Source organism: Lysinibacillus sp. Bpr_S20, from assembly GCF_023337835.1.
Taxonomy (GTDB): domain Bacteria; phylum Bacillota; class Bacilli; order Bacillales_A; family Planococcaceae; genus Lysinibacillus.
Genome location: NZ_JALNLQ010000004.1, coordinates 154144 through 173848, shown reverse-complemented (window position 1 = coordinate 173848; position 19705 = coordinate 154144). Strand labels below are relative to the sequence as shown.

The 19705-nt window shown below is 38.5% G+C and carries 17 protein-coding genes; 1 reads left to right on the top strand and 16 read right to left on the bottom strand.

Going from position 1 to position 19705, the window contains the following annotated elements; translation table 11 throughout:
* Positions 1 to 9: 9 nt before the first annotated feature.
* The 5 genes from thrS to MWJ95_RS11760 all read right to left on the bottom strand — a co-directional run bounded on the left by thrS (position 10) and on the right by MWJ95_RS11760 (position 6474).
* Complete coding sequence (gene thrS / locus MWJ95_RS11780; RefSeq protein ID WP_249105686.1) at positions 10 to 1941, bottom strand: threonine--tRNA ligase; 1932 nt, start codon at positions 1939 to 1941, stop codon at positions 10 to 12.
* A gap of 449 nt (positions 1942 to 2390) precedes the next feature.
* Complete coding sequence (gene dnaI, locus MWJ95_RS11775) at positions 2391 to 3320, bottom strand: primosomal protein DnaI (RefSeq protein WP_249106052.1); 930 nt, start codon at positions 3318 to 3320, stop codon at positions 2391 to 2393.
* Between the two features lie 24 nt (positions 3321 to 3344).
* On the bottom strand, positions 3345 to 4712 hold the full coding sequence (locus MWJ95_RS11770; protein WP_249072894.1) for a replication initiation and membrane attachment family protein: 1368 nt from the start codon (positions 4710 to 4712) through the stop codon (positions 3345 to 3347).
* Between the two features lie 17 nt (positions 4713 to 4729).
* A complete protein-coding gene (gene nrdR / locus MWJ95_RS11765; RefSeq protein WP_049667519.1) occupies positions 4730 to 5200 on the bottom strand; it encodes a transcriptional regulator NrdR in 471 nt (156 codons plus the stop codon).
* 251 nt (positions 5201 to 5451) lie between these two features.
* Positions 5452 to 6474, bottom strand: coding sequence for a glyceraldehyde-3-phosphate dehydrogenase (locus MWJ95_RS11760; RefSeq protein ID WP_249105684.1), 1023 nt, complete (start codon positions 6472 to 6474; stop codon positions 5452 to 5454).
* A 931-nt stretch (positions 6475 to 7405) separates the two neighbouring features.
* Here MWJ95_RS11760 and MWJ95_RS11755 point away from each other — a divergent pair.
* Positions 7406 to 7648 carry a hypothetical protein gene (locus MWJ95_RS11755; RefSeq protein ID WP_249105682.1) on the top strand — a complete coding sequence of 81 codons (243 nt, stop codon included), beginning with the start codon at positions 7406 to 7408 and terminating at the stop codon, positions 7646 to 7648.
* 76 nt (positions 7649 to 7724) lie between these two features.
* Here MWJ95_RS11755 and coaE read toward each other — a convergent pair whose 3' ends face one another.
* From coaE to MWJ95_RS11700, 11 genes are all read right to left on the bottom strand, one after another.
* Positions 7725 to 8318, bottom strand: coding sequence for a dephospho-CoA kinase (coaE, locus tag MWJ95_RS11750; RefSeq protein WP_249072896.1), 594 nt, complete (start codon positions 8316 to 8318; stop codon positions 7725 to 7727).
* Positions 8319 to 8330: 12 nt separating this feature from the next.
* Entirely contained in the window at positions 8331 to 9203 is an 873-nt protein-coding gene (gene mutM, locus MWJ95_RS11745) for a bifunctional DNA-formamidopyrimidine glycosylase/DNA-(apurinic or apyrimidinic site) lyase (RefSeq protein WP_249105680.1), read from the bottom strand.
* A gap of 12 nt (positions 9204 to 9215) precedes the next feature.
* Positions 9216 to 11843: a DNA polymerase I gene (gene polA, locus MWJ95_RS11740; protein ID WP_249105678.1), complete on the bottom strand. Its 2628-nt coding sequence runs from the start codon at positions 11841 to 11843 to the stop codon at positions 9216 to 9218.
* A gap of 204 nt (positions 11844 to 12047) precedes the next feature.
* Entirely contained in the window at positions 12048 to 12479 is a 432-nt protein-coding gene (locus MWJ95_RS11735) for a DNA polymerase I (RefSeq protein WP_249072899.1), read from the bottom strand.
* A 471-nt stretch (positions 12480 to 12950) separates the two neighbouring features.
* The gene (gene hflC, locus MWJ95_RS11730; RefSeq protein ID WP_249105676.1) at positions 12951 to 13961 is read right to left on the bottom strand and encodes a protease modulator HflC; all 1011 of its coding nucleotides are present in this window, start codon (positions 13959 to 13961) and stop codon (positions 12951 to 12953) included.
* Positions 13961 to 14965, bottom strand: coding sequence for an FtsH protease activity modulator HflK (gene hflK / locus MWJ95_RS11725; protein ID WP_249105674.1), 1005 nt, complete (start codon positions 14963 to 14965; stop codon positions 13961 to 13963). The genes hflC and hflK overlap by 1 nt, the downstream gene beginning before the upstream one ends.
* A 181-nt stretch (positions 14966 to 15146) precedes the next feature.
* Positions 15147 to 15860, bottom strand: coding sequence for an LrgB family protein (locus MWJ95_RS11720; RefSeq protein WP_249072902.1), 714 nt, complete (start codon positions 15858 to 15860; stop codon positions 15147 to 15149).
* The gene (locus MWJ95_RS11715) at positions 15857 to 16225 is read right to left on the bottom strand and encodes a CidA/LrgA family holin-like protein (protein ID WP_079561583.1); all 369 of its coding nucleotides are present in this window, start codon (positions 16223 to 16225) and stop codon (positions 15857 to 15859) included. The genes MWJ95_RS11720 and MWJ95_RS11715 overlap by 4 nt, the downstream gene beginning before the upstream one ends.
* Positions 16226 to 16957: 732 nt before the next feature.
* On the bottom strand, positions 16958 to 18493 hold the full coding sequence (pnpS, locus tag MWJ95_RS11710) for a two-component system histidine kinase PnpS (protein ID WP_249072903.1): 1536 nt from the start codon (positions 18491 to 18493) through the stop codon (positions 16958 to 16960).
* The gene (locus tag MWJ95_RS11705) at positions 18490 to 19206 is read right to left on the bottom strand and encodes a response regulator transcription factor (RefSeq protein ID WP_249072904.1); all 717 of its coding nucleotides are present in this window, start codon (positions 19204 to 19206) and stop codon (positions 18490 to 18492) included. Before MWJ95_RS11705 ends, pnpS begins: the two co-directional genes overlap by 4 nt.
* 52 nt (positions 19207 to 19258) lie before the next feature.
* Positions 19259 to 19699 carry a MaoC/PaaZ C-terminal domain-containing protein gene (locus MWJ95_RS11700; RefSeq protein WP_249072905.1) on the bottom strand — a complete coding sequence of 147 codons (441 nt, stop codon included), beginning with the start codon at positions 19697 to 19699 and terminating at the stop codon, positions 19259 to 19261.
* Between the last annotated feature and the right edge of the window lie 6 nt (positions 19700 to 19705).

The window sequence follows — 19705 nt, the reverse complement described above, 5'->3', positions numbered from 1 at the left end:
AAGTTAAAATTATTTTGTAATTTCTGCTTTGATGTTAGCTAAGAAGTCTTGGAAGCTGATTGTTTCTGAATCTTTTGAGCCGTAGCGACGTACGTTTACGCCACCAGCCTCTACTTCTTTGTCTCCGATAACAAGCATATACGGGATTTTTTTCATTTGTGCTTCACGGATTTTGTAGCCTAGTTTTTCTTCACGGTCATCCATTTCAACACGTAAGCCCGCTGCTGTCAATTGCTCTTCAATTTGTTTTGCATAATCGAAGTGTGCTTCGTTTGAAACTGGAATAACTTCAACTTGTACTGGTGCTAACCATGTTGGGAATGCACCTTTGTACTCTTCGATTAAGAAGGCAACGAAGCGTTCCATTGTTGATACGACACCACGGTGAATAACAACTGGACGATGTGGTTTACCATCTTCTCCTACATAAGTTAAGTCAAAGCGCTCTGGTAATAAGAAGTCAAGCTGTACTGTTGATAGAGTTTCTTCTTTACCAATTGCAGTTTTTACTTGTACGTCAAGTTTAGGACCGTAGAATGCAGCTTCACCTTCTGCCTCGAAGTAATCTAAGCCAAGTTCATCCATTGCTTCTTTTAACATACTTTGTGCTTTTTCCCACATTGCATCGTCGTCGAAGTATTTCTCAGTATCAGCTGGGTCACGGTAAGATAAACGGAATGAGTAATCATTTAAATCGAAGTCTTTGTACACTTCTAAAATTAGCTGAACTACTTTTTGGAATTCCACTTTAATTTGGTCTGGACGAACAAAGAGATGTGCATCGTTTAAAGTCATCCCACGTACACGTTGTAAACCTGAAACAGCACCTGACATTTCGTAACGGTGCATTGTACCAAGCTCCGCAATACGTAATGGTAAATTACGATATGAATGCATGCTGTTTTTGTACACCATCATATGGTGAGGGCAGTTCATCGGACGCATAATTAATGTTTCATTGTCCATTTCCATTGGTGGGAAAATAGAATCTTGGTAATGATCCCAGTGCCCAGAAGTTTGGTACAGCTCTTTAGAGCCAAGTACTGGTGTATAAACATGCTTATAACCAAGAGATAATTCTTTATCTACAATATAGCGTTCAATAACACGACGGATTGTTGCACCATTTGGTAGCCATAACGGTAAGCCTTGACCAACTTTTTGAGAAGTTGTAAATAAATCAAGTTCCTTACCGATTTTACGGTGATCACGTTCTTTTGCTTCTTCAAGCATTTGTAGGTGATGTTTTAAATCTTCTTTTTTAAAGAATGCTGTACCATAAATACGTTGTAGCATTTTGTTATCTGAGTTACCTCTCCAGTAAGCGCCAGCTAATGAAAGAAGTTTGAACTCGCGAAGCTTGCCAGTCGATGGTGCGTGAATACCTCGGCAAAGGTCGAAGAATTCACCTTGATAGTAAATAGAAACTTGCTCATCTTCTGGGATGGCTTCTAGTAATTCTAATTTATATTCATCGCCAATTTCTTCATAGATCGCTTGTGCATCTGCACGGCTAACATTTTTGCGCTCGATCTCTAGGTTTTCAGCGATAATTTTTTTCATTTCTTTTTCGATTGCCGGTAGGTCTTCAGCAGTGATTGGAGTTGGTGCATCAATATCGTAGTAGAAGCCACCTTCAATCACTGGACCAATACCAAGTTTAACATCAGGGAATAAACGTTTAATCGCTTGTGCTGTTAAGTGTGCAGTAGAGTGACGTAAGATCTCCAGTGCTTCCTCATCATCCTGAGTAATAATTGAGATTGTAGCATCCTCTTCAATTGGTGTTTTTAAATCGACTAAGGCACCATTTACTTTACCTGCATATGCCTTTTTACGAAGTCCTGGGCTAATTGATAATGCTACGTCATCAGTAGATGTACCTTTTACAAATTCCTTTACAGCGCCATCTGGGAAAGTTAATTTAATCATATCTGACATTTTGTTTGCACTCCTTCTAGTCTTGTTGTGATGCATGATTGAAGGTCAAGAATCTCCGGAATCCCCACTTTTATCGTAGGTATTGGACACCTACTAAAAAGAAACTACATCCGCATTCATCTAACCACTATTTTCCACTGAACGAAAATAAAAAAAGCCCCGTCCCTACGAAAGGGACGAAGCGTATGCTCGTGGTTCCACCCTTCTTCCTTCCGACGTTTTATAGTCAGACGAAGCTCAAGGCTAGCTAACGGGCTAGGGACCGGCGAAAGATTATCCCTTTCGCTGCTCAGCAGGTAGTAAATAGTGTGCTCGAACTAGGAAGCTTACAGCCAATGACTTCCCTCTCTAAAAGCCGTTACACAAAATTCATGTCCTCATCAATGCATTTTGATTTTTAATATATGTGACAGTATACGCTCGATTGTCGCAAAATGCAACTGTCAATATTACATACGGCGATTTTTACCACGCATTTCAATTGGCTCTGTCAAAGCTTTAACACGTTCCATAATACGTCCAGCCTTCACGACTTCAATGTCACCTTTTTGCGACTGTGCTAAATGATGCTCCAATTCATCATAATTAAAATTAGATGTAATGAATGTTGGCAATTGCTCCGCCATGCGGTAATGGAAAATAGTCCCCAGAATCTCGTCTCGTGTCCAAGCAGTCATTGTCTCGGCTCCTAAATCATCGAGCATTAGCACTGGTGCCTTTTTCACATAATCTATTTTTTCATTCAACGTATTATCGCCAATTGCATTTTTCATTTCTCGTAAAAATTCAGGCACGAAAACGACTACAGAACGAATTTTGATAGATGCTAATTCATTCGCAAGTGCTCCAAGTACAAAGGATTTCCCTACACCAAATTTACCGTATAAATAATAACCTTTTGCAGGAAGCTTGCCTGTTTCCACTGTTGCCTTCACAAATTGTGCTGCTTTTTGAGCAATCATGACACGAGATTCATCGTCAATAAGTAAATCTTGAATAGTCGCTCGTAGCACATCCTTCGGCATATGCATACTCGCAATCATATTGGCTACATCACGACGTTCATCCTCACGCATTTTTTGCTCACATCGTACATAATCAATTTCAACGGTGCTCCGCACTACACGCAAAGTAGGTAAAAAACCTTTTAAGTAGTTTGTACAACTTTCTGTATTGCCACAACCACAGCAGACAGTAGATTGACTAATAAACTCATGAAGTTTCGGTAAATTACGTTCAATTGAATCATAGCTTAACTCATCTGCATGCTCTGCTAAAAATTCTTGCACACGAGGGTTTTCTAAAATTTCTCGACGCATCGCTTCGTAACGTTCTTGAAATGATGGTACATTAACTGCTCTTTTTAATGGTCCATTAATTGGTTCGATTGTCGTTCACCCTCCTTATTCATCACTCTTCCCTAGCATTTCCAATATTTTTTGACGCTCTCGTTCAAAATCCATCGTGCTTGAAGTGTTTTCTTCTTGTTGCTCGTTACGTTTGTAAAACCATTCAGGTACCTTTTCTTCCCGCTGATTTCCTGAACGCCCTCTAGCACTTTGATTACTTTTCCTCGGTGTTTGAGGCTTATTTTTCCACGTAGTGTACTTATCATGCTCTTGGCGAGCTAGTTCCATGGCTTCTTTGGCTGTTTGAATATTTTTACGTACCCAATGATCCGCGATCGTTTCCACATATTTTTTAGGTAACTTCATATCAGTTGTTAGCATGACATATTCCAAAAGAGCATTAACAACACCTACAGGCATTCCATGCTGAACAATTAAGCTCTCAGCAAGCTGCACGGACGTCTGTAGAGGCTCTTTGCCATTATTAATATCTCGCAGTACTTGCACTGGGGGAGTCTTCTCTAGATATTGCTGAAGCTCCTGGTCCTTTGTTTTTTGGCCTGATTCCTCTTTAGATGACGGCTCACTCACTCTAGTAAGCTTAGGTGGTTCTTTTGATACCGTTAGTTTATAAAAATCTGCAGCGGCCTTACGTAAACGTTCCAATGAAATACCAAGGTCATCATCTAAAGCTAGAATCACTACTTTTTGCATATCAAGCGCAGTTAAGTGATACAAAAAGGCTAACTTTGCGATTGATTCACGTACCTCAAATGTTAGTAAGCTTGCCGGCACTAGTTGTTCTGATAAGCCCGCTTGCAGCAGTTCAAAGTCAAACTGGTCAAAATAAAACGGATATACTTTTTGCTGAGTATCCTTACGACTAGTATCGGCTTGTAAATCAGCCGGAATCTTTGTACTTACAGGCTTAAATACATCTATAAAAGCACGTGATACATCTTTAAATTCTGCATCTCTTGCAGTTGGAATAAAACGCTGACGTAATTTCCGATAAGCTTGCTCTCCAATTTTACTAAATAAAAACATCGAGAGCAGTGGGTCTTTCATAAAGCTATCTGCATCAAGTGGACGCATCAGCTCATATAAAAAACTACGTTGGTCAGTATCTTCCTTTTTCCATGTACGTAGCAGTCCAATTGCTTCAAGCGCAATACGTGCCTCAAATATTTTGCCAATAGGAAGCCCTAGCACATTCATTAAATAATAATGTGTCATTTGCTGCTTTGGCATTTGTTCAGCTTCTGCCCATAGTGTTAAATACAGGCTGATTGGTTCCGCTCCAATTAAAGGCTGATAAAAAAGCGTTACTAATTGACGTTCCTGCGTAGAAAGTGCATGAGGTAGACGAATGTCAAAAGAATCAGCTGGCTGCAATTCCTTATACAAATGGATCAACGTCATTCACCCTCTCTGTTTTCCTATAATTTCTGCTCTGTCTGACGTTGGATAATTTCTTTAATCTCTTCAATAAAGACATTGATATCCTTAAATTGACGATAAACCGAGGCAAAGCGTACATAAGCAACCTCATCGATTTTCGCTAAGCGATCCATTACCATTTCTCCTACGTCCTCGGATCGAACTTCAGAATTCCCAATGCGGCGAAGATCTTTTTCAATAGACATTACTAACCCTTCAAGTACTTCAAGAGAAACAGGGCGTTTTTCGCAAGCACGAATAAGTCCACGAAGTACCTTTTCACGGCTAAATTCTTCTCGTGAACCTTCTTTTTTCACAACAACTAAAGGTGTCTCTTCAATTTTTTCAAACGTTGTGAAGCGGAAGCCACATGACTCACATTCACGACGTCTACGAATTTCTTTATTATCATCAACTGGCCTCGAATCCACAACACGCGTTCCGTTAAATTGACAAGATGGACATCTCATATAATTACTCTCCTGATTTCACAACAATTTAATATCTCTATTATAACAAATTTCCTATGTGTAAGAAAAGTGCATTGACGCTAGTGTGCTCATGATAAACCTTGAAAGGCTAAAGTACAAGCATAGATTCTAAATTAAGGTACAGAACAAAGCCGATTCCGGATGCAATTATGCCGAGGCATAATTGATCCTAGCTATCAAAAAAGCACATTGAAACCACTTGGATTTCAATGTGCTCAGTCTAATTATTATTATGCATTAACTGTTTCTAAAGCTTTTGCCACTTTTTTCACAAGATCAACTACACGTGCAGAATAGCCCCACTCATTGTCGTACCAAGCAAGTACTTTCACTTTACGGTTACCCATTACCATTGTAGAAAGTCCATCTACTGTTGAAGAGTAAGTTGTTGTATTGTAATCAGAAGATACTAGAGGCTCAACTGAGAAGTTTAAGATACCTTTCATTGGACCTTCAGTAGCAGCTTTTACAAATGCAGCATTGATAGCGTCTACTGTTACGTCTGTATTTAAATCAACTACTAGGTCAACTAATGATACGTTTGGTGTTGGAACACGAAGTGCCATACCATGAATTTTGCCGTCTAATTCAGGTAACACTAATTTTAATGCTTTTGCAGCACCTGTAGATGTTGGAATGATTGATTGTGCGCAACCACGTGCACGACGTAAATCTTTATGTGGATTGTCTAAATTCTTTTGGTCATTTGTATAAGCGTGAACTGTTGTCATTAACCCGCTTTCAATCCCAAATGTGTCATTTAATACTTTGGCAACTGGTGCTAAGCAGTTTGTTGTACAAGAAGCATTTGAAATAACATCATGTTTTGCGATATCAAGTTTCTCATCGTTTACACCTAAAACAATTGTTACGTCCTCGTTTTTACCAGGTGCTGTTAAGATAACTTTTTTTGCTCCTGCTTCTAAGTGCATTGCTGCTTTTTCACGATCATTAAACTTACCAGTTGCTTCAATAACGATATCTACGCCCATTGTTGCCCATGATAATTTTAATGGGTCACGTTCGCTAATAATTTGAACACGTTTACCATTTACAATTAAAGCATCGCCTGCTGGTTCAACTGAACCTTCGAATGTTCCGTGATTTGTGTCATACTTAATCAAATGTGCTAACGTTTCAGCTGGATAGCTAGCGTTAATTGCAACGATATTTAAACCTTCTTGCACGATTGCTTGACGGAAAACCATACGTCCGATACGTCCGAAACCATTAATAGCAACTGATACTGTCATTTATAAAATCCTCCTGTGAGTTACGTACTCATATTAATTATATACTTTATGGTGATTAGTATAACACAATTTTAAAAAAGATGAACATTATATACTCATATTATTAAAGTTCTTATTTTCTGAAAAATAAAATCGCCTAAATTAGTCCTTATTATGGTATAAACTCGCAAAAAAATGCATAGCAAAGTGTTTTTGCTACGCATCCATGGTTATGAAAACCAAAATTGGCAAAGATGTCTCAGTGAATAGTGTGGCTCTTTAAAGGGTGATTTCCGTTCCAGGCTACTCGCTTTGTTGATTTCGCACAGAGCAAGGCTTCCTGCGGGCGAGCGTCGAGCCGCTTCCTCCGCTAAAAGAACGAAGGCTAAGTGCGTCATGTCCTGTGACAATGCCTTCGTGACCAACATCATGTTGGCCACAGGGTCTCGCTTATCTCGCTTTCCCACGGGAGTAGCCTTCCACTCCAATTTGTGCAATTAAGAATGAACGCTATATGATAAAGTAAAGGGATTCACGCACAGTTTTGTGTGTGAATCCTTTTTGCTCTTCGGAAGGTGGATGTCGATAAAAATTAAAAGTTAGATGATAAAACGTGAAAGTTGGTCGATAAAATTCAGAAGTTGGTAGATAAAACGTGAAAGTTGGTAGATAAAATTTAAAAGTTGGGCGATAACTCCTGAAAAGGCCCTTCTCAAACTAAAAAGTTGGATGCCATTTTGTTTAAAACGTATGTCATGAGATAAGTTGATTGGAGTGGAGGCTGGGTGACTCCTTGGGGATCAGCAATAGAGGAACGAAGGCTAAAATCATCACATCCTGTGATAACGCCTTCGTGACCAACATCGGTGCTGTTGCTGTCGCTACGCTTTCGCACAAACAAAACCCTCTGCTGCCGCTACGTTGCACTACGCTTTCGCGCAAAAGACACCTGTTGCCCCGAGACCCTGGAGCGAGCTACGCGAGTGAAGCGGCTCATCGGACGCCCCCAGGAAGCTCTGCTCTGCGCGAAAGCGAAGCGGCAGCGGCAATGTTTTATCTGTGCGAAAGCGCAGCGTCAGCTACAAATGTTTTCTGTAGCGAAAGCGCAGCGTCAGCTACAAAGCATCCAGCCGGAACGGAAATCAACCATTCGTTTTACCGAAAGAGCCATACTTTATTTAATATGACACCTTAATTTATAGTTTTTCAACAAAATAAAATGCGTAGCAATATATCATTGCTACGCATCGAGTGATTTTACAGATTTTTTATTATATAACATCCCAATAAGTCAGGATTTTTTTAAGTTGATGCTCTGTTTGTTCTAGATTTTCATTATTATAAATAACCGCATGTGCACCTTTTTCTTTGACTGACAGAGGTAACTGAGAACGCATTCGAGCTAATGCATCCTCCTTAGATAAGTTGTTACGCTCCATTAATCGACGGAGCTGCACCTCTTCACTTACTGATACTACGATAATACGCTCGACAAAATGCTGCAGCTTACTTTCAAATAATAGCGGAATATCCATTACAACATGCTTTTCTCCAGCTTCTAAATAAGCATCACGCTGGCGTAGCATTTCCTGACGAATAGCAGGGTGCATAATATCATTTAGCATTTTACGCTTTCCAGGCTCGTGAAAAATAATATCGCCAAGCTTGGCACGATTCAAACTACCGTCTTCTAGCAATATATCTTGTCCAAAATTTTCAACTATTAACTTTAAAGTCTCCGTTCCTGGTTCTACAACATCACGTGCAACAACATCTGCATCGACAATCGGTAAACCAAGTGCTGTCATCATTTTTACTACTGTACTTTTTCCGCTTGCAATACTTCCTGTTAATCCGATAATCATAGTTAATCCCCTTTAATGTTGACAATTTGGGCAAAAGACTGATGTGCGCCCACCTATCGTCATTTGGCTCGTTGCAGTACCGCACGCTAGACACATCTTCTTCCCATACATTTGCAGTCGATTCTGCATACTTCCAGCCTCGCCATTGATATTACGATAATCTGAAATTGTTGAACCTCCTTCTTCAATGCTTTGGCGTAAAATAGCGACAATTGCCTCAAATAATGCACGTTTACGTTTTTCACTGATGCGGTTCATTGTACGGGCAGGATGAATTTTTTGGGCAAATAATGCTTCTGTCGCATAAATATTGCCACAGCCCGAAATGACCTGCCCATCCATAATTACATCCTTCACTGCCTTTTTCTCATATTTCGGTAACTTTGATTTCGCAATAAAATAATCACATGCTATTTCATCGAATGGCTCTGGTGCCATTTTTGTTAATGGTGCATGATCCTCAATTTTTGTTAAAAAACGTAGTTCACCAAAGCGGCGTATATCTGAATAAATTAAATAGCCACCATCTACCATTTGAAATGTTGCATGAATATGCTTTTTAAACTTCTCCTCAAAAATTTCCTCAGGTGAATCCACCACAAACCAAGCACCTGTCATTCCTAAATGACTAACAAGCACATAAGGGACATCTTCTTTCAGCAAATGAAAAAAGATGTATTTTGCACGTCGTTCAATTTTAGTAATCGTCATTTGAGACAAGGATATTTCAAATACATCCGGCTCAGCTTGCTTCACGATACATTGTTTGCCCTCCCCAAAGGAAAAACGAATAATTTCAGATAGTTGAACCTGTTGAATTGTACGCCCTTCAACTTTAGGTTTTAATGCCCGGACGACACCTTCAACCTCTGGTAATTCAGGCATTTCAAACCCTCCTTATTTTGCTTCGTACCAAGTCGTACCGTAGTTAAAATCAACTTTTAATGGTACTGAAAGCTCGATTGCGTTCTCCATAACTTCTGGAACTATTTTTTCAAGCAATGCAATCTCCTCTTTAGGTGCTTCAAAAATTAATTCATCATGCACTTGTAATAGGATTTTTGCCTGCATATTTTCTTTTTTCAAACGAGCATCCATATCAATCATTGCTTTTTTAATAATATCAGCTGCACTTCCCTGAATTGGTGTATTCATCGCAGTACGCTCTGCAAAACTTCGTAGATTGAAATTCGAGCTTGTAATGTCAGGTAAATATCGACGTCTATTTAAAATCGTTGTCACATACCCATTAAACTTCGCATCCTGAACGATATCATCCATATATTGTTTTACACCCGGGAAACTCGCAAAATATTTCTCGATAAATGTAGCAGCTTCCTTACGAGTAATATCCAGATTTTGCGATAAGCCATAGTCACTAATACCATAGACAATACCAAAGTTTACTGCTTTTGCAGCACGACGCATATTACTATCGACTTCATCTTCTGAGACATGGAATACATCCATCGCAGTACGTGTATGAACATCCATGCCTTCACGGAAAGCTTCGACTAAATTTTTATCTTTTGACATATGGGCCAAGACACGCAATTCGATTTGTGAATAATCGGCAGAGAATAATATCCAATCTTCGTTCGATGGCACAAAGGCTTGACGAATTTTTCGTCCTTCTTCTAAACGAATCGGGATGTTTTGCAAATTCGGATCAGTTGAGCTTAAACGCCCAGTAGCAGTTAATGCTTGTTGGAATCGAGTATGCACCTTTCCATCCTCTTCATGGATTTCCTTTAGTAGGCCTTCGATATAAGTCGATTGTAATTTTCCAAGCTGACGATATAAAAGTATATGCTCAATAATTGCATGCTCTGGCTTTAATTTTTCCAATACATCTGCTGCAGTGGAATAGCCTGTTTTAGTCTTTTTAATAACAGGAAGACCAAGTTTATCAAAGAGGATAACCCCTAATTGCTTTGGTGAATTAATATTAAAGGCTTCTCCTGCCTCCGTATAAATCTCCTGTTCAATCACAACTAGTTTATCATTTAGTTCCTGCCCCATTTTCTCCAATGTGGCACGATTGACCGTGATACCCTCACTTTCCATTTCCCCTAATATAGCAGCGAGCGGAAGCTCTAAGTTTTTATAGAGTTCAAACTGTTCATTTTCCTTTAACAATGTCTCAAGCTTTGGCTGTAAAGACCACACAGCAAAGGCTTTACGGCTGGCATGCTCAGCAAGTACATCTATCGCTGGTATCGCTCGTTTCGCCCCTTTACCATAAACAGTCTCATTCGCCTGCACATTACGATAGCCCAGTTCTTTCGCAAGTGTTGCCACATCATCTCCACTTAGTGCAGGATTATTAATATAAGAAGCCAGTAATAAGTCAAAATCCACTCCAGCTAAACGAATCCCCGCACGTTTTAATGCAGCCTGAGCCGCTTTTGAATCAGACATATACTTTATTTTAGTAGCATCTTCTAACCACAAGCGAAGGTCATCTGATTTACCCGCAATGTCAAACGGCACGTACATAGTTTTCGCCCCATCTGTTAGTGCAATGCCTAGTTGCTGGCATGTATGATAATGCTCGTCTTCTAACTCCAAGTGCACTGCCATGACATCTTTTAAATGCTCTTGCTTTACTTCTTCCACAATTTCATAGTCAAAAGGTGCTTGTTCCTCTTCTTGGACAGTAAAATCACTTTTTTCTAGTAATGATTTAAAGCCGAGCTCACGCCACACGTTAATTAATTCCTCTTCATTGGGACCACTATAGGCAAGATCCGAAAGCGTTATATCAATCGGTGCATCTGTAAAAATGGTCGCTAGCTTTTTACTCATTAGTGCCTGTTCTTCATTGGCAACTAATTTTTCTTTCATTTTAGAAGCTTTTACCGTTTCCATTGCCGCATAAAGCGACTCCACTGAACCATGCTCTTTTAGCAATTTAACGGCTGTTTTTTCACCGACACCCGGTACGCCCGGGATATTATCTGAAGAATCCCCCATTAAACCTTTCATATCAATAATTTGCTGAGGGGTTAAGCCGTATTTTTCTGCAATAAAGGCTGGTGTATTTTTTTCAATTTCAGTAATACCTTTTTTAGTAATATATACCGTTACTTGCTCAGTCGCGAGCTGCGTTAAGTCACGATCTCCCGATACGACGATGACGTCCATATCCTGTGATGAAGCTTCCTTCGCAAGTGTCCCTATAATATCGTCCGCTTCGTATAATTCAAGCTCATATCGCTTAATACCATAAGCATCAATAAGCTTACGTATATAAGGAAATTGCTCAGATAATTCCGGCGGAGTCTTTTGTCGACCACCTTTATATTCCGTAAATGTCTCATGACGGAAGGTTGTCTTACCTGCATCAAAGGCAACCAAAATTTTCGTTGGTTGCTCTTCCTCTAAAATTCTTTGTAGCATTGTTGTAAAGCCATACACTGCATTCGTATGAATTCCACTATCATTCGTCAATAATGGCAACGCAAAAAACGCGCGATATGCTAAACTATTGCCATCCAATAATAGCAATTTTTCCTTTGTCATGATTTTATCCTCCTGCGTTATCGTCTTCTTAATTGTAAAACGAAAACGTATGTTTGAAAATGCCTCTTCCTTTTACTTTATCGAGAAAACATGTATTTTACCAATCATAACGTTGAAAATCGCCAAATTTTCTAATCCATAATCTAACTTAGGATTGACTACAACAAAAAAAGCCAATCACTCATTGTAATTGACTTTCCGATGTTATTTACTAGCTTTACTTGTTTTTTCTTTACGATAGAAAATTTCTTCATATATGACTGTCAAAATAAAGGCATTCATAAAGGCAAATACCAAAAATAACGGCATACCACCAAGCTGTGGATGTGTAAGCTCTGTATTAAACACCATTACAGTGCCAATCTGCGCTAAGAAGATAATGAAGCCAATCCCAACTTGCCATATAGGACGTTTCACTTTGCGTTTTTCGTACAAAAATATTTTTTTAAATATTTTTCTTACATCCTCAGCAATGACTAAACCTAATAAAAACAAAATGACAAAAAATACTGGTATATGATAAACACTTTTTGTGATCCATGCAAAATCTGATAGACGGAAGAAAAGTGTAAATAACGATGCAATACTACAGGCTATCCCTAAATTTTGGAGCCCCTTGCTAATTTGCAACTTCACAACTATTACCCCCATTTTTTATTTCTCGAACAATATCATTCTATCAGATAAATATCATAAACGGAACATAAAATTATAAATTTCTATCATTTCTATAACATAATATCGATAATTGAAAGATATTTAAAAAACTTATGATTAAAAATACCTAAAATTAAACCAAGTAGGCTCCTCACCATAACGTGGAGTTGATTTCCGTTCCGACTGGGCGCTTTCCTGGGGGCGTCCGATGAGCCGCTTCGCTTCGCTGCAGGGTCTCATCTGTGACGCTAATCCCCGAGGAGTCGCCCAGTCTCCACTCCAATCAACTTATATAATTATTGCTATTCATTAAATAGTCCTTCTACAAATTCGTACCTAATATATAAAATACCATACAAAACTTCTTGTCATTTTCATGGAAAGTGTAAAAAAGCCGTCTCAAAAAATTTGAGACGGCTTCATATAATTATCCCTGCAAGAATAATAGTATTACTTAATATAGCCAGATAATATTTTCGCATATGGTGAAGTGGATGGTAAAATAATGACCGTATCTTCACCGACAGTTTTCTTATATGATTCTAATGTACGGTACAATGAATAGAATTCAGGGTCTTGAGAGAACGATTTATTGTAAATCTTCGCTGCTTCTGCTTCACCTTCCGCTTGAATCAATGCTGCATCCTTTTTAGCTGTAGCTAGCATTTCTTGAACTTGTTTATCTGTTTGAGCTTCAATACGGCGTTTCTCCGCATCACCTTCTGATAGGTATTTTTGCGACATGGATTCACGATCTGAAATCATATTTGTAAACACGGATTGCTCATTTACAGATGGCAAGTCGATACGACGAATACGAACATCTATTACTTCGATTCCATACTTATCATTTGAAAGCAACTCATTGACACGTGCAGTTACCTGATCATTGATACTCCCGCGTGAAGAATTTTCATCATTTATAATCTCCTTATATTCAATTCGACCAAGCTCTGAACGAATAACTGAATAAATAAATTCTTCCATACGTGATTCAACTTTTTCTATTGTTCCGGCATTTGAAATTAATTGCTTTGGATCTGTTATATGCCAAACTGCATAATTATCAATAATAATTCGTTTTTTATCCTTTGTATTAATTTCTTCCTCAGAAACTTCATACGTCATTTGGTTTTTTGGTAGCTTCGTGACACTTTGAATAAATGGAACTTTAATTTTCAAGCCTGGCTCACTTTGAAATTTCACTACTTCTCCAAACTGTCTAACAACTGCATATTCGGACTCTTTAACGATATACACATTAGCAAACAATATAATAGCGATAGCAAAAATGGCTGTTAATGTAGCAACAAGAGAAATGTATTTTTTGGGATTCATCGGGCTTTTTTTCGACATTTTGACTACATTATCCCCTGCTTCCCCTTCTTTTGAAGCAGTATTTTTGGATTTACCCGATAAAAAATTGAGGAATTTTTCAAGATCCTTATTTTTTTGATCCATTAGTTACCGCTCCCTTCTTTTCTCTCTTTTGGTGTTTCCTGTTTAACAGGTTCTTCCTGTGCAGCAGGTGTCTCCTGTTTAGTAGGTTGAAATGCTTGAAGAGGCAAGTATTTCATTGTACTACCATCATCATTCATAATATAAATTTGTGCTTTAGGTAATACATTTTCAAGTGTTTCCAAAATTAAACGTTCGCGAGTAATTTGTTGATTGCCCTTATATTGCTCAAACATTTTATTAAAGACAGCTACATCCCCTTGAGCTTGTTCTATACGCGCTGTTTTTTCACCTTGAGCCTTCGAGATAATGGCGTCTTTTTCACCTTCAGCTTCATTAATTCGCTGATTGTTATATTTTTTAGCTTGATTAATTTTTGTATTTTTCATTTCACGTGCGTCAGTAACTGCTGTAAAGGCCGCTCGCACATCGGGATTTGGTAATTCAACATCCTGTAATTTTACTCCTAAAACACTTATACCAATATCGTATTTTTCAATAAGAGAAACGAGTAAATCACGTGACTTTGCTTCTATGTCCGCTTTTCCCTCTGTTAACGCAGCGTCGATTTTTGAACTCCCAATAATTGATCGAATCGCACTCGACGTAGCGCTATGTAATATTTTTTTTGGATCTTGTGAGCTGAATAAATACTTTTTCGGTTCTGTAATTTTCCATTGAACTACAAGGTCTGTTAAAACAATATGCTCATCCCCTGTAATCATTTTCGTTTCAGCATCATAAGCTTCCAATTCCCCATCTTTATTTTGCTTATAGCCAAACTGTAAACTAAATGTTTCCTTCGATAAAACCTCAACCGATTGTACAGGCCAAGGTAATTTAAAATGTAAACCTGGTTCTGTTACTGTATTATCGGCACGACCGAACGTAATAACAACGGCTTGTTCTGATTCATCTACCGTGTACCATGATGTAAATACCGAAATAAGTGCAACAATGCCGAAAATGCCAAGTCCCACCATCATTAGTGACCTTTTCACACTCATGTCTAATCCTCCCTTAAAGCTTAGTACTAATGTATACGGGGCACCTCTTAAAAAGTTTCAAAATATTTTAATAAACCCTTTTTTATTTTAGGCAGTTTGACATAAGGAGGTTCCTGCGCTTGCCTCCCATCTAAAATGATACTGTGCAAATAAATAGAACATAAAAAAATCCTGCTACCATTTAAGGCAACAGGATATTGACAACTAGATGTTCAAATGCTGGGAAAAATGTTGTTGATAAAACAATGCTAATTAATGCAGCTACAATCATAGCAAGACTTGCAAACGTACCTTCAAGCTCACCAAATTCAAATGCTTTAGAGGTACCCGTACCATGTGCACCCATGCCTAACAGTAGACCTCTAGAGGATGGTCGATGGAAACGACATACTTTAATTACTAACGGTGCTATTACACTCCCTAAAATACCAGTTACCATAACGAAAACGGCAGTAAGAGTAGGAGAGCCTCCAATCATATTGGAAATGTCCATCGCTATTGGTGTAGTCACTGAGCGTGGAACTATGCTATGCACAAGCTCATTATTTAATCCAACTAGTACAGCAAAGATAAATGATGATGCAATGGCAACAGCTGAACCAACTGCAATACTTAGAATAATTTCAAAAGCATGTTTCTTTAATAGGTTAAAATTTTTATAAATTGGTACCGCAAATGCAACAGTTGCTGGTCCTAGTAAATTTGATAAAATACCGGCCCCTGCAGTATAAGATTTATAGGATGTACCCGTTAGTAGCAAGATGATAATTGCCACTAATGGTGTGATCAGTATAGGCGTTAACCATTCCTTCTGATACTTTTTATAAAACATTTTACTAGTATAAAAAACGGCAATAGTACCTAGTAAACTGACTATAGCTATTAACAAGCTCATGCAGTATCACCTTTCTTTCGTTGCCCAAGCAATTGTGCTGTGAAACCTGTTGCAAACATGACAACTATGGCACTCAATACAATAACAAGCACAGCTTTCACACCTTGCACACCGAATAATGCAGTATAATCGATTACTCCGATAGCAGATGGAATGAAAAATAGTAATAATTCACTAAGTAATAAACCTGCACCTAGCTCAATCCATTCAAGCTTAATAATATGAAACTGCAAAAGTAAAAACAATAAGACTAGTCCAATTATGCTCCCTGGAATCGGCAAGTGAAGTAGACGTGCAATACTATTCCCAACAAATAAAATGACATAAAGATAGCCGATTTGCACGATACTTTTGACGATTTTCATGGTCATCCTTCTTTCAATTTTTTATCCCACTTTAACGGTAGCGCTGACCGTATAAGCCTGATATTGGTTCAACTAACAAGTATCACTGATTGTTAGTTCATAATGTTGAGGTGTTAGTGCAATTTAGATGCGTATTAAAGTGTTGCTCGCCGGCAAAACGAGGGGTTGATTTCCGTTCCAACTGGGCGCTTTCCTGGGGGCGTCGGGGCAACAGATGTTTTTTGCGCGAAAGCGTAGTGTTAACGCAGCGGCAGCAGCACGATGTTGGTCACGAAGGCGTTATCACAGGACGTGATGCTTTTAGCCTTCGTTCCCCTCTCGCTTCACTCGCGTTGCTCGCTCCAGGGTCTCATCTGTGACGCTGATCCCCAAGGAGTCGCCCTCCACTCCAATCAACCACTTCTCTTAGCATGTATCTTCTGGTGCGTCATCTTTACGGTAATAGAATGAAGTTAACAGATCAGGTCTCAACACTATGAACTAACAATCAATACATTTCTAATTCGTTGAATATTATGCTACTATACTTTACACCTATTTGCGTTACGTGTAAAACAGAAAAAGAATCTATCACCAAAAAATTTGGCAATAGATTCTTATTATTTACGATTACTAATCAACACAATTAAAAAATCTTATTTTTACAAGCCTTCACAATTTTATAGGGGGGTTTCTACTAAAAAGTATAAGACCCCATTGTGAATCTAAAATGATGCTATTGTAAAGAATTTGTTAATTTTTCGGAATCATAACAATCATTTTTGTCCCGACGCCAACTTCACTTTCTACCTGAATGCGACCATGATGTGCCTCTACTAAGTGCTTCACAATAGCAAGACCTAAACCTGTTCCACCCGAGTTCCGGCTTCGCGCACGATCCACACGGTAAAATCGTTCAAAGACACGGGCAATTTCATGCTTTTCAATTCCTATACCTTGATCTTCGATTTCGAGAATGCCGTATGTTTCATTTTCCTTTAATCGAATCGTAACGATTGTATTTTCTGGAGAGTACGTAATGGCATTGGTAATTAAATTAGTGACAATTTGAATGATACGATTCGCATCCCCCATAACCTGAACATCACGTTCAATATCAACATGAAAGCTCATATTTTTCTCATCCAAACGGGGTCCTGTCAGCTCTGCTCCACGTATAAGTACATCTTGCAATCCCATCGGCATAATATTAACGGTAAAACCATGCTGTTCAATTTTCGATAATTCCAGTAAATCCTGAATAAGCATCTGTAGACGGTTACTTTCCTTATAAATGATCTCTAAAAAAGAGAGGAGCATTTTTTCATCCTTATACGCTCCATCTAGTAAAGTTTCCGAAAAGCCTTTAATAGATGTAATAGGTGTACGCAATTCATGGGATACATTTGCTACAAAGTCCTTACGAATCTGCTCTAAACGAACAAGCTCCGTAATATCATGCATAACAATAACGACACCCAGCCATCGACCATGATCACCAATAACAGGCGCTCCATACACTTCCTTATTATAAAGCTCCTGTTGGACTTCCATTTTAATTTGTTGTCGATAAGGCATTTCCGTTAAAAACACATGGTCGATAAATTGCTCTAGTGATTTAGGCAAGCCAATTGTACGAAAAACTTTCCCTTGTACATCGTCAATTTGCATACCGAAACGCTCTAAAAATACACGGTTCACGATCGATATATTCCCCTCACGTCCAATCATCATGAGTGAGCTTCCCATATTTTCAATTAACGTTTTAAGCCTTTCCTCTTCTACCTCTCGAATCGTCGTAATGTCCTGTAAGTTACGTGCTAAAATATTGATGGAATGGCTTAGTGGCATCATGCGTTCATGCTCGTTTTCGTGTGCACGGGCACGGTAATTCCCCTTCGCCAGCTCAAGTGCTGTATCCGTCACGTTATCAATAGGCGCCGTGAAATTCCGAATCATATAGCGACTTACAACTGCCATTAAAATAAACACTATTATAAAAAGGATCGCTAGCACTACATAAAGTCGCCCACTAACATTTGATATTAGAAAATCTGTTGCCTCTAGGTTTTGAGCCGTATACAGTGCCTCTTTATCTTCATTTGATAGTTCAATTTTTCGTTCATCTAATACTTGGTTGACTGATTCTTGCATTTGTAAACTTGCCTGCTCATTGTACTGTTCTATATAAACAGGAAAAAGCTGACCTATAACAATCATTAGGACAGCTAATATCGATCCAAGCAATAGCATGAATGTCAAGAATAAGCGGTTGCTCATTGATTTCATGTCGTCTTCGGCTCCTCGAATTTATAGCCAAGTCCACGAATTGTCTTGATGAACAACGGCTTACGGCTATTTTCTTCGATTTTATCACGAAGGTGGCTAATGTGCACATCCACAATTCGAGTATCACCAGCAAAGTCATACTTCCATACAGCACTTAAGAGCTGATCACGTGTTAAAACACGATTTTTATTTTCAAGTAAATAAATGAGTAACTCAAATTCCTTTGGTGTAAATTCCAGTGCCTCCCCCTGTAAAAATACTTCAAAACGCTCTGGAAAAACACGTAATTGTCCAAATTCATACATTTTCTCTTGTGGCCCATTCTTTTCTTCCGCTACTACATTTTGTGTAAAACGTCTTAAAACAGCCTTTACCCGTGCCAACACTTCACGCGGACTAAAGGGCTTCGTCATATAATCATCTGCTCCTAGCTCTAGTCCAAGTACTTTATCGAACTCGTCATCCTTTGCCGTTAGCATAATAATAGGTGTATTCATACGTTGCTGACGAATTTGTTTACAAACCTCCATACCATCAAGTCTTGGAAGCATCAAATCCAATAAAACTAAATCTGGCTGTAAGTCAATTGCCTTATCAAGACCCTCTTGACCATCTGCTGCTGTTTCTACAACATATCCAGCCTGCTCTAAATTATATTTTAATAATGTCGCGATAGAAAATTCATCTTCTACAACTAAAATCGTTTTTGTCATGTGTAAAGCCTCCGTTAGTGATTTGAAACCCCCATTTCAAATCTCAAGAAGTCTATAAAACAAGTGGTGGTGTTACCAGTAAAGTACCCTCAATCACAAGCCGTTTTTGCTCATTATAAGAGTGTACCGATACAGTAATTGTATTTTGTAATTTATTTACTTCTGTTACTTCTAAAAGAGTATCGAATAATTCATAATGATAGAGCGGTTCTAAATACTTTATATGTTGCTCAATAATTCGTGCACCTGGTCCAGGAATATACTTTGACACAGCTGAAGTAATAATGCCATTCAGCATGATCGTTGGTACGATTGGCTTTTGAAAAGGTGTCATCGCAGCATATTCATGTTGAATATAAAGCGGATTACTATCATTCGTAAGTCCTAAATAAAGCAATAAATCCTTATCTTCAATCTTTTCGGTAATATGAATCTTCTCGCCAACTGTAATTTCATCAATAGTGAGACCAAGCTTACTGTTTTTTTGAAGCAAAAATAC

Bases quoted from the DNA above. Each gene is read 5' to 3' on its own strand.
- MWJ95_RS11760 (WP_249105684.1), bottom strand. From the start codon at position 6,474: ATGACAGTATCAGTTGCTATTAATGGTTTCGGACGTATCGGACGTATG.
- MWJ95_RS11705 (WP_249072904.1), bottom strand. From the start codon at position 19,206: ATGACAAAAACGATTTTAGTTGTAGAAGATGAATTTTCTATCGCGACA.
- MWJ95_RS11715 (WP_079561583.1), bottom strand. From the start codon at position 16,225: ATGAAAATCGTCAAAAGTATCGTGCAAATCGGCTATCTTTATGTCATT.
- hflC (WP_249105676.1), bottom strand. From the start codon at position 13,961: ATGGATCAAAAAAATAAGGATCTTGAAAAATTCCTCAATTTTTTATCG.
- polA (WP_249105678.1), bottom strand. From the start codon at position 11,843: ATGACAAAGGAAAAATTGCTATTATTGGATGGCAATAGTTTAGCATAT.
- hflK (WP_249105674.1), bottom strand. From the start codon at position 14,965: ATGAGTGTGAAAAGGTCACTAATGATGGTGGGACTTGGCATTTTCGGC.
- coaE (WP_249072896.1), bottom strand. From the start codon at position 8,318: ATGATTATCGGATTAACAGGAAGTATTGCAAGCGGAAAAAGTACAGTA.
- mutM (WP_249105680.1), bottom strand. From the start codon at position 9,203: ATGCCTGAATTACCAGAGGTTGAAGGTGTCGTCCGGGCATTAAAACCT.
- MWJ95_RS11770 (WP_249072894.1), bottom strand. From the start codon at position 4,712: ATGACGTTGATCCATTTGTATAAGGAATTGCAGCCAGCTGATTCTTTT.
- thrS (WP_249105686.1), bottom strand. From the start codon at position 1,941: ATGTCAGATATGATTAAATTAACTTTCCCAGATGGCGCTGTAAAGGAA.
- nrdR (WP_049667519.1), bottom strand. From the start codon at position 5,200: ATGAGATGTCCATCTTGTCAATTTAACGGAACGCGTGTTGTGGATTCG.
- pnpS (WP_249072903.1), bottom strand. From the start codon at position 18,493: ATGAAATCAATGAGCAACCGCTTATTCTTGACATTCATGCTATTGCTT.
- MWJ95_RS11720 (WP_249072902.1), bottom strand. From the start codon at position 15,860: ATGAGCTTGTTAATAGCTATAGTCAGTTTACTAGGTACTATTGCCGTT.